At 50.0% G+C, this 6,803-nt stretch carries 7 protein-coding genes; 4 read left to right on the top strand and 3 right to left on the bottom strand.

Features of this window, described 5'->3' with window-relative positions:
- Positions 1 to 285: 285 nt before the first annotated feature.
- Both AB7U36_RS15295 and AB7U36_RS15290 read right to left on the bottom strand, forming a co-directional pair.
- Entirely contained in the window at positions 286 to 621 is a 336-nt protein-coding gene (locus tag AB7U36_RS15295) for a PTS sugar transporter subunit IIA (RefSeq protein ID WP_428160584.1), read from the bottom strand.
- 25 nt (positions 622 to 646) lie between these two features.
- Positions 647 to 1,657 (bottom strand): NAD-binding protein, encoded by a 1,011-nt coding sequence (locus AB7U36_RS15290; RefSeq protein WP_428160583.1) that lies wholly within the window; start codon positions 1,655 to 1,657, stop codon positions 647 to 649.
- A gap of 313 nt (positions 1,658 to 1,970) precedes the next feature.
- Between AB7U36_RS15290 and AB7U36_RS15285 the strand changes: the two genes are divergently transcribed.
- The 3 genes from AB7U36_RS15285 (at position 1,971) to AB7U36_RS15275 (ending at position 5,510) form a co-directional block, all read left to right on the top strand.
- The gene (locus AB7U36_RS15285) at positions 1,971 to 3,827 is read left to right on the top strand and encodes a GspE/PulE family protein (protein ID WP_428160582.1); all 1,857 of its coding nucleotides are present in this window, start codon (positions 1,971 to 1,973) and stop codon (positions 3,825 to 3,827) included.
- Between the two features lie 2 nt (positions 3,828 to 3,829).
- On the top strand, positions 3,830 to 4,690 hold the full coding sequence (locus tag AB7U36_RS15280) for an HDOD domain-containing protein (RefSeq protein WP_428160581.1): 861 nt from the start codon (positions 3,830 to 3,832) through the stop codon (positions 4,688 to 4,690).
- A 295-nt stretch (positions 4,691 to 4,985) separates the two neighbouring features.
- A complete protein-coding gene (locus AB7U36_RS15275) occupies positions 4,986 to 5,510 on the top strand; it encodes a YkgJ family cysteine cluster protein (RefSeq protein WP_428160580.1) in 525 nt (174 codons plus the stop codon).
- Here the strand turns inward: AB7U36_RS15275 and AB7U36_RS15270 are convergent.
- Positions 5,507 to 6,568: a divergent polysaccharide deacetylase family protein gene (locus AB7U36_RS15270; RefSeq protein WP_428160579.1), complete on the bottom strand. Its 1,062-nt coding sequence runs from the start codon at positions 6,566 to 6,568 to the stop codon at positions 5,507 to 5,509. The genes AB7U36_RS15275 and AB7U36_RS15270 overlap by 4 nt on opposite strands.
- Here AB7U36_RS15270 and AB7U36_RS15265 point away from each other — a divergent pair.
- On the top strand, positions 6,540 to 6,803 hold a 264-nt coding region (locus AB7U36_RS15265), incomplete at its 3' end, for a hypothetical protein (protein WP_428160578.1). The genes AB7U36_RS15270 and AB7U36_RS15265 overlap by 29 nt on opposite strands.

Genomic DNA, 6,803 nt, shown 5'->3' with positions numbered 1-6,803 from the left:
GGCCCGAAAACAGCGTTAAATCCGGGTGCGGCCATGGAAAAATTAAGATTTTCCAGAACCGGTTTGTCCGCCTCCGGGTAGGTGAAAGTCATGCCCCTGCATTCAAAATGCATATTCTTCTCCAGTGGGGGTAGATGAACATTACAATAATTCGTTGGATTGTTTGCATATTTCATTGCAGGTCATGCGTCAGCCCAAGGCTGTCATTCAAGTTGGCTAATCCATACCGGGTTGGGCACGAAAAAGCAACTTTAAAGGGGCGTTTGCAGCAATTCTCAATCTGAATTATTGCTTGGAGAAGCCGTTTTGTAAAGGCGGAGCTGACCGGCGATTCCGGTCGGCATTCAGGAGCAACTCTTTAAGTGCCTTGGTAGACCTGGCCCTGAGCCATTTATGCTCAAATCTCGGGTCCATGACGATCTTGGCGATGGCGGACAGGGCCTCAAGATGAAAATTGCGCTCATCCCTTGTGCCCACCAGTACAAATGCGGCATGAACGCTTGGGGTTTGGGGCGAAAAAATGATTCCCTTTCTGCTTCTGACGATTAGCATACTAAATTGGTTTTCTCCTTCAATGATAAGGTGGGGGATGGCAAGTCCCGGTGCCAGCACCGTGGTCATTTCGTTTTCCCTTTGGCTAAGCATCTCAAACGGGGACAGAGAGCGTTCCCCTGCGCCGGATCGCTATGATCACCGAGTCAAAGGGCAGGCGAAGGTCTCTTAGGGAAATGCCGGCAGGGTCCGGGTTGCGGAGCGTCACGTCTGCCACATCCCGGCCCCGTTGAAACCCCATCAGCAGGGAAGCCGCCTCCGGTGCCCGGACAAAGTGGTCCAGCAACCCGATAATGGCGGTGGAAGGATCCACCACCAATACGTTGAGATCCTGGAATGCGCTAAAGTTACTGCAGTCATTGAGGCGGGCAACCAGGGTCTGGGTGGCAAAATGCTCAAAGGCGGTTTCGCAGATATCCAGGTTTTTCCTGTCGCTCAGCAGGGTCACAATGGCTGTTGCTGTTTGGCACTGGATTTGTTCAAGGGCTTTGCGATCAAACCCGTCCACAACCTGTACAGGTATCTTGCGGCTGTTTTCCAGGCTGGATAGGGTCGATCCCCCCCTTGGCTGGGCCAGTTTCACCTGCCACCCATGGGAAAACAAGGTATGGGCCAATGCGGTAGATTGGCTGTCGGTTCCAAAAATTACCACATTTTGTGGCGCGGTCAAGGCATTGGGCTTGGCCGGGGAGTGATCTTCTTTCATCCGCTTGATGGCCAGTTTGAACAACGGGGGGCCGACGATCTCGTTAAGGATAATAACGGATATAATAAGTGTGGAAAAAGAAGGGCCCCACTGGGGAAATTCTATTCCCACTTGTTTGGCAAGCCCAAGCCCGAGGCCGGCCTGGGTGATAAAGGCTATCCAGTAAGTCCGACTGCTTTGGACGTCAATCCCGGCCAGACACCCCCCTAAAAAAGAGCCTGTAAATACGGCAAAGACGCGAACACTAAACAGGATAAGGGCAATCGGCCAGCTATCGGCCAGGGTATCAAGGCGGATGGAGGCCCCGGTCAGGGTGAAAAAGGCAATGTAAATCCCTGGACCGGTACGGTGGAGTAAATCAAGAAATTCTTTCCTGTACCGCCTTGAATTGGCAGTCAAAAAACCGGCCACCATGCAGACCAGAAGGGGTTCAATCAGGATTTCAATATTTATTTTATGGTGGGTTTACGCCCGAAGGGATAGGGAACCAATAAAAACAAGGGTTTCCGGTCAGACACGATATCAAACGTAAATTCTCTCATCCATCATAATGTTACGGCATGTTTGCGTAGGATTAAATCTATATTTAAAATGGCTGTTCTTGATCAGGCTGTATTGACTTTCCGTGCTTTTTTAAGTATTCCGCTAAATTTGGACTTTTGGGGGTATGATATAGAATATGTCCCTGATTATTTAAGGAAAATACATAAAGGTGACAGAAACGGATTTAACAGAAAATAAGATTCTTACCGCCCTGGTGGAGGCCGGCGCCGTGAGCCGTGACCAGGCCAAGACTGCCATGCGGGTCAAAGCAAAGCTTTCTGCCGGGAACACCATCATCAGCGTGCTCAAGGAACTGAATTATGTATCAGACAGCCGGCTCAAGGAGGTACTCAGGTCCAACCGCCTCTCCCTGCGCATCGGTGACCTGCTTGTGGAACTGGGATATCTGAGTCCTGAAAAATTGAAAGCCGCCCTGGACCTTCAGGGGTCCAAGTCTGGAAAACAGTTGGGGCAGGTTCTTGTTGAGCATCACTTCATGGGGGAACAGGATTTTCTGGAGGCCCTTTCTGTCCAGCTTGGGTTTCCCTTTATTAATTTTTCGGTGGATGATCCGGATACGGCTCTGCTGAACCAGGCCCCGCTCAATTGGTGTCGAAGCAATCATTTTCTCCCGGTCAAAACCCTGGAGGGCAAAGTTATGGTTGCCTTTGCAGACCCCTATAATAAGTCCAGTATGGCCAATGCTAAAAAATTATACGGAGACAACCTGGAGGTTGCCATCTGTTCTCCGGGCGCCATCGAACGCTACCTTGATACCCTGGCCAACGGCAAGAAGGCCAAAGCCATTGATGAGAATACGGCCATGGGCATTGTGGATGCCATTATCAGCGCGGGTATTGAGCAGGGTGCCAGCGACATCCATGTTGAACCCTTAAAGGACAGGCTTCAGGTCAAGTTCAGGGTTGACGGTATCCTTGTATTTCACAGGGATCTGCCCCAGGCATCCAAAGCCATGGTTACAGCAAGGTTCAAGGTGCTGAGCAAGGCCAATATTGCAGAAAAACGGCGGCACCAGGACGGCCGCATGAGTTTCGATTACAAGGGCAATACCTATGATCTGCGGGCCTCCTTTTATGCGGCCGTGTTCGGCGAAAAGGTGGTGCTCAGGATTCTGAACCGCATTGATCAGATTCTTTCCATTGAGGGTATCGGCATGCAGCCCAAGATGCTTACCCATTATATCCGGGACGTTTTAGGGGTGCCCAGCGGGGTTCTCATCATCACAGGGCCCACGGGTTCCGGAAAGACCACGACCCTTTATTCCAGTATCAAGCACATTAAAAAACCCGAACTGAGCATTATTACCGCAGAAGATCCAGTGGAATATGTCATGGAGGGAATCACCCAATGCTCCATTGACCCGGATATCAACCTGACTTATGAGGAAACCCTGCGCCATGTCGTCCGCCAGGACCCCGACGTGATCGTCATCGGAGAAATAAGGGACAACTATTCGGCGGAAGTGGCAGTGCAGGCCGCCTTGACCGGCCATAAAGTGCTGACCTCCTTTCACACCGAAGACAGCATTTCAGGCCTGATACGCCTGATGAACATGAATATAGAGGCTTTTTTGATTTCGTCCACCGTGGTCTGCGTGCTTTCCCAGCGTCTGCTCCGGAAGGTCTGCACCAGCTGCGGCCGTCCCCACCAACCATCCCCGAGCGAGCTTAAACTGCTCAATTTTATTCCCCAGGACATTGCCAAGTATGAGTTCAAAAAGGGGGAGGGATGCCGGGTCTGCAACTATACCGGATACAAGGGCAGGGTTGCGGTTTTTGAGATGCTGGTACTCAATGAGCATGTCAGAGAGGCCATTTTAAGTCATAAATCGACATTTGAGATCAGAAAGATCAGTATGGAAACAACCAACCTTGTTACCTTGATGGAGGATGCGCTGGCCAAGGCTGCCGTCGGAACTACCACCCTGGATGAGATTTTCAGATGTGTTCCCCGGCTCATCCCCCCGCGATCCATACATGAAATCAATCGGTTGTTGGGAATTTAACCATGAATCGTAAAATTTCTATTCTGGAAACCTTACAACGGTATATTACAGCACAGGAAAATTTTCCTGTGCTGAACCCGGATGCGGCAAAACTTCAGGATGCCGTCCTTCAAGCCGACCCCGACATGGGGGTGGTGAAAAAATTGATTCAAACCGACCCCACACTGACAAGTGAGATCCTGAAAGTAGCCAATTCCGCTTATTACAAAGGGCTGGGAGAGGTACTCACCATCAAGGAGGCTGCACTCCGTTTGGGAGGGAATGAATTGGTCCATATCATTATGCAGGTGATTCACAAAAAAAATTTTTCCTCGGATATCCCGGCCATCCATGCTCGCCAGGTAAAGCTGTGGGATCATTCCCTGGCCTGTGCTTTTGCCTCCCAGTGGCTGGCCCGTCACCTGAAGATGGCGGATCTGGTGTCCAAGGCCTTTATTGCCGGCCTGCTTCATGATATGGGAAAGCTTTGCCTGCTCAGCGCCATGGAAAAAATCAAGAAGTCCAAAGATAACCAGATTCCCCTCACCGCGACCCTCATGGATAAAATTCTGGATAGCCTCCATGAACAGCAGGGATACGCGCTGTTGAGCAAGTGGAATCTGCCCGGGCTGTACTGCCGTATCGCACGGGACCACCACGTTAATGCGTATGATGAATCGGACAGCCTCTTGGTGATGGTCCGTTTGGCTGATATGGTCTGCAATAAGCTTGCGCGCAACGATCCGGAAGAGGATTTAAGCTTTGTTATGGGTTCCAGGGAGGCAGATATCCTCGGTCTCCGGGAGACATGCGTAGCTCTCCTTGAGATTGCCATGGAGGATGCCGGACTGACATCCTCCGGCAAATCAGGATCAATCCGGTAATAACCCCATGCCCTGGCAGACACAACAAACAATGAAAGATGTGAGTCTTGAGTCGTGAGTTATGAGTATTGAGATTAAAAAAAAGCTGTTTTCCTCAAGACTCATAACTCAAGACTCAAGACTTTCATATAACCCACATGGGCCGCAAGCCCACAACAAACAATGAAACTAAAGACTCCAACAATTCAGGGCTAAAATGGGCGCCGCAGGCGCTTCGCCCTCTTGTTTCTTGTATCTTGTCTATAGTTTCATATAAAAAATCTTTGAGCAGGCCGCAGACACAATGACTGACCCTATGATTGACACTTTATTGAAAAATTATACGGACCTGATCACACGGGTGGATGAACATATCCAGAGGCTTGCCCGGGTTCATAAAGACCGGCTTGCCTGCAAAAAAGGGTGTGATGAATGTTGCAGGCATTTGTCGTTCTTTCCGGTTGAGGCCTTTGCCTTGTCACGGGCCTTCAGTCGCCTGGATGCCCCATACCGGGAAAAGATCCTTGAGCAGGCGGATCAGACGGATCGCACATGCCCCCTGCTTGTGGACCATGTCTGTATGGTCTATGAGGCCCGTCCTATTATCTGCAGGACCCACGGATATCCCCTGTACATGGAAAAAGAGGGCAGGGCCATGGTGGACTTCTGCCCTAAAAATTTTAAGGGCGTAAAAAAACTGGATCGGTCTGATATGCTGGACCTTGACCGGATGAATACCCTTTTAGCCGCTGTAAACAACCATTTTATCGCCTGCTTTGAAGATCTGTTGCCCGACCGGATACCTGTGGACCAGGCCCTGGAATTATATCAGGATCTTTAGATTTGCGGCACCTCAACAAGCTTGCTCGCCGGTACCAGCCGGACCTTGCCCCTGGTTTTGGGAAGTTCTCTTTTCAGCGCATCCAGGGTAGCCTGGTGGGGGTGGCCGATACCAATGGCACTGCCATTTTCCTTGGCCTCTTTGATAAGTTTTTCGATTTGCCCTGAAATGTACTCAACATTCTGGAAGTTATCCAGGAACACATCCCTGTGGGAAAATTTGAGTTGAAACATACGGGCGCATTGCTCTGCTTTGGATTCAGCAGATGTCCTGGAATCAATAAAAAAGAGATGGTTTTGTTTCAGTACCGTGAAAATTTGATTCATTTTGTTTGAATCGGCCGTAAGCCTGGAGCCCATGTGGTTATTTACCCCTACGGTGCCGGGAATCGCATGGATATCCTTGCGAAGCTGGGTTAACAGTTCCTCCGGGGACATCTTAGAGAACAACGCCCCCGGCCCTGGGTTGACTTTGGGGTACTCGGTCGGTTCCATGGGAAGATGCAGCATCACTTCCGCCCCTTTTGCCGACAGGCTGTGAGCAAGTTGGGTTCCGGCAGGAGAAAAGGGCAGAATGGCGAAGGTGATATTCTTATCTATGTTGAGCAGGTCCATGGTCAGCTCTTTGTCATATCCGATATCATCAATGATAATAGCAATCTGAGGAACAAAATCATTTCTTTTCGGCGGCACAACCTTTTTGGGGGGTGTCGGCGTTACATCATCATACACTTCATAAACAATGGCCGAACCTTTTTTATGTACCTGTGTTTTGGTAATAGTGCTTTTATCCGGGGGATGCTGCTTTTCCTTAAGGCCCTCTGCTTTGGTTATGAGTTTGGGTTCAATGGCGGGCCGGTCCTTTTTTTGGGGAGGCAGGGAATTGTCCTCTGGTGGCGTCGGGGCGGGGGCCTGAGGCGGTGCCACAGGCCCCCTTTTTTTGTCCGTCCGGGTTTCCGGTGCCACAGGGTGACGGGCTTTTAGAAAAATATCAACCAGCATGGCCGTGGTCAGGCAGACCGCCAAAAGGATGGCAATACCTAAAACCGTTTTTTTCACCTCATGGAAATTTCCGGGTTTTTTTTTCTTATCAGGTTGCTTTGTTCCGGTCTTTCTGGTTGCCCTCGGTTTTTTCTTTGGTTTAGGACTCGGTTTTTGGGCGGCTTGTTTTAGGGCAGGAACCTTAGTCGTTTTGCTCTGGTTTTTTTTTGTACCGCCCGTGGATTTAGTTGGTGACATTTATTTTACTGAACACACCATAGCTGATGAGAATATCAAGGGCACGTTTTATCTG

The sequence above is a fragment of the Desulfobacter sp. genome (genome assembly GCF_050177295.1).
The sequence above is the reverse complement of the archived record's forward strand: the minus strand, read 5'-3'. Positions and strand labels throughout refer to the sequence as shown.

Bases quoted from the DNA above. Each gene is read 5' to 3' on its own strand.
- AB7U36_RS15280 (WP_428160581.1), top strand. From the start codon at position 3,830: ATGAATCGTAAAATTTCTATTCTGGAAACCTTACAACGGTATATTACA.
- AB7U36_RS15295 (WP_428160584.1), bottom strand. From the start codon at position 621: ATGACCACGGTGCTGGCACCGGGACTTGCCATCCCCCACCTTATCATT.
- AB7U36_RS15275 (WP_428160580.1), top strand. From the start codon at position 4,986: ATGATTGACACTTTATTGAAAAATTATACGGACCTGATCACACGGGTG.